This is a genomic window from Roseateles sp. P5_B10 (genome assembly GCF_056400485.1).
This window is the reverse complement of record NZ_JBFULE010000674.1, coordinates 1-2,891: the sequence shown is the minus strand read 5'-3', so window position 1 is coordinate 2,891 and position 2,891 is coordinate 1. Positions and strand designations below refer to the sequence as shown.

The following is a 2,891-nucleotide window of genomic DNA, read 5'->3' as shown; positions in this document are numbered from 1 at the left end:
GCGCAACTGGCGCTCGCACCGGGAGGCGATCTCCCGGTCATGGGTGACGAGCACCAGCGTCGTGCCGGCCTCGCGGTTGAGTTCGAACATCAGCTCCATCACCGAGGCGCCGGTCGCGAAGTCCAGGCTGCCGGTGGGCTCATCGGCCAGCAGCAGCGCCGGGCGCAACACGAAGGCACGAGCCAACGCCACGCGCTGCTGCTCGCCGCCCGACAGCACGCGCGGGTAGTGACCCAGGCGCTCGCCCAGGCCCACGCGCGTGAGCATGGCGGCGGCCTGCTCGCGCGCGTCGCGGTCGCCGCGCAGCTCCAGCGGCAGCATGACGTTCTCCAGCGCCGTCAGGTTGGGCAGCAGCTGAAAGCTCTGGAAGACAAAGCCCAGCTCGCGGGCGCGCACGGCGGCGCGCTGGTCCTCGTCCAGCGTGAAGAGATCCTGGCCGCGCAGCGTGACAGAGCCATCGCTGGGCGTGTCCAGGCCGGCGAGGATGGCCAGCAGCGTGCTCTTGCCGGAGCCGGAAGCGCCGACGATGGCCACCGATTCCCTTGCAGTCAGCTCGAAGCTGATGTCATGCAGAATCGTCAGCTCGCCGGTCGCGTCACGCACGCGCTTGGTGATCTGGTCAACTTGAACAAGGGCTTCGGGCATGTCGGGACTGCGGCGGCGATGGGTGTTGGCGCACTTTAGCCTGGGGGTGATCGCCGGCTTTCCTTCAGGGATCTCAGGTGCGGCCGCGGCCGCCGAGGCACCGGTCATCCTGGTCGTCGGCGACAGCCTGTCCGCCGAATACGGCCTCAAGGCCGGCGACGGCTGGGTGGCCCTGCTGCAAAAGCGCCTGGCCGAACAGAAGAAGCCCTACCGCGTCGTCAACGCCAGCATCAGCGGCGACACCACGGCAGGTGGCCGCAGCCGGCTGCCAGCCGCACTGCGCACGCACAAGCCGGCCATCGTCATCCTCGAGCTGGGCGGCAACGACGCGCTGCGCGGCCTGCCGCTGGGGAGCACGCGCGACAACCTGCTGGCCATGGCGCGGGCCGCCCAGGAGAGCGGCGCCAAGGTGCTGATCGCCGGCATGCAGGTGCCACCCAACTACGGCACGGCCTACGGCAAGGAGTTTGCCGACCTGTTCGAGCAGGTCGCCAGGCAGGCCCGCGCGGCCTTCGTGCCCTTCCTGCTCAAGGGCGTGGCGGACCGGGCAGACGCGATGGATTGGTTCCAGGGCGACCGCATCCACCCGCTGGCCAAGGCGCATCCGCTGATGCTGGACAACGTCTGGCCGGYGTTGAAGCCGCTGCTCTAGGCGGCCGTACCAAGCCGCTGCTTCAGCGCTCCTGCTGCTGGGGGTCCCGCGGCTGCTTGTCGCCGCGCGTCGGCACGCCGTCCTGGCGGCCGCGCTTCGGGCCTTCTTCGCGCGGCTGTGCGCGGGGTTGCGCCTGTGGTTGCGCCTGCGGTTGCGGCTGAGRCTGCGGGCGTGGCACCTCGATCTGGCGCTGCGGCTCGGGCTGGGAGATGCGGCGCTGCTGCTCCTCGCGACGCTGCTGCATCTCGCGTTGTTGCGTCTCACGCTGTTGGGCTTCGCGATGCTGCGTATCGCGCTGCTGCGCCTCGCGCTGCTGGATCTCCTCGCGACGCTGCTGAACCTCACGTTGCTGGGCTTCGCGATGCTGCGTATCGCGCTGCTGCGCTTCCCGTTGCAGCTGTTGCTGTTGCTGTTGCTGCTGCTGCTGCTGCTGCTGTTGCTGTTGCTGCTGCTGCTGCTGTTGCTGTTGCTGTTGCTGTTGCTGTTGCTGTTGCTGCTGCGCGCGCCAAGGCATGTTGTCGCCACTGCGCTGCGGCTGCTCGACGCCGGGGCGCTGCTGCTGGGGAACCTGAGGCTGAGGGGCGATGGCCGGAACGGCCGGCTGTGCCGCCGCAGGCACAGGCACCTGCGGCTGCGCGTCAGGACCGCGTTGATCGCGGCGCTGGGGCCGCTGGTTGCCCTCGCTGCGCCAGCCCATACTGGCCTCCGGCGCGCGGGGATTGCGGCGCGGGAGTTCGGTCTCCGGCGGCCGGGTGGGTGCCGCCGGCAGCACGGCTGCCAGGTCCCCACGGCCTGGCGCTGTCGGCAGCGGGCGGTTCCAGCCCGGCTCGGGGCGACGGTCGGGGCCGCGCACCGGCAGCGGCTGGATGGCCGCGCCGGGGGCGGGCAAGGTGCTGACGGCCGCCGGTGCATCGCGGTATCGGTGCGGGCGCCGCACGGTGACGGGGTCGCGCACGTCGCGCGGATCGTTGACGCGGTTCACATAGCGCGGGCTGTGGTGGTAGGCCGGCACATAGACCTCACGCGGTGCCAGCGGGTACCAGCCAAAGCGTGGCGGCGGTGGACGGCTGCCCACGCTGATGCCGATGCTGACGGAGCCACTGCCGACCCAGCCCACCAGGGCCGGTGCATAGACCGGGCGGTGCACATAGGCGCCCGGCGTCCAGCACCAGCGCCCGCCCCAGCTGACCCAGCGGCCATAGTGGAAGGGCGCGAAGCCCCAGGGCGCGTCGTCCACCCAGGTCCAGCCCCAATGACGCGTCCAGGTCCAGCGGCCGTACCGGTAGGGCGCCCAGTCCGCGACGGCAATGGTCGTCGGAATCCAGACCGTGCCGTACTCGGGCGCCGTCTCCCAGCGGCCGTAACGGTCCAGGTCCTCGGCGCCGGTCATCTCGGGTGACACGTAGCGCGCGACGGGGCGGTCACCTTCCTCGCGGCTTTCGGCCAGCACCCAGTCGCCAAAGCCGTCGCTGAACAGCGGGCTGCGCTCGGCGCGGGGACCGTCGGGCCACCAGAATTCGGCCTGCTCGCCGGTGCCCAGCGTCACGGGCGAGGCGGTGCGAGCCCATTCAAATCGCAGGCGCCCCTGCCAGAC

At 71.1% G+C, this 2,891-nt stretch carries 3 protein-coding genes; 1 reads left to right on the top strand and 2 read right to left on the bottom strand.

The window, feature by feature from the left end; genetic code table 11:
* Positions 1-645: ABC transporter ATP-binding protein (locus AC1DU6_RS25785; RefSeq protein WP_477860593.1), on the bottom strand; the 645-nt coding region annotated here is incomplete at its 3' end.
* Between AC1DU6_RS25785 and AC1DU6_RS25780 the strand changes: the two genes are divergently transcribed.
* On the top strand, positions 644-1,297 hold the full coding sequence (locus tag AC1DU6_RS25780; protein ID WP_477860591.1) for an arylesterase: 654 nt from the start codon (positions 644-646) through the stop codon (positions 1,295-1,297). The two genes, AC1DU6_RS25785 and AC1DU6_RS25780, sit on opposite strands and share 2 nt — an antisense overlap.
* Positions 1,298-1,319: 22 nt before the next feature.
* Here AC1DU6_RS25780 and AC1DU6_RS25775 read toward each other — a convergent pair.
* A partial coding sequence (locus tag AC1DU6_RS25775; protein WP_477860590.1) for a DUF6600 domain-containing protein occupies positions 1,320-2,891 on the bottom strand: 1,572 nt, incomplete at its 5' end.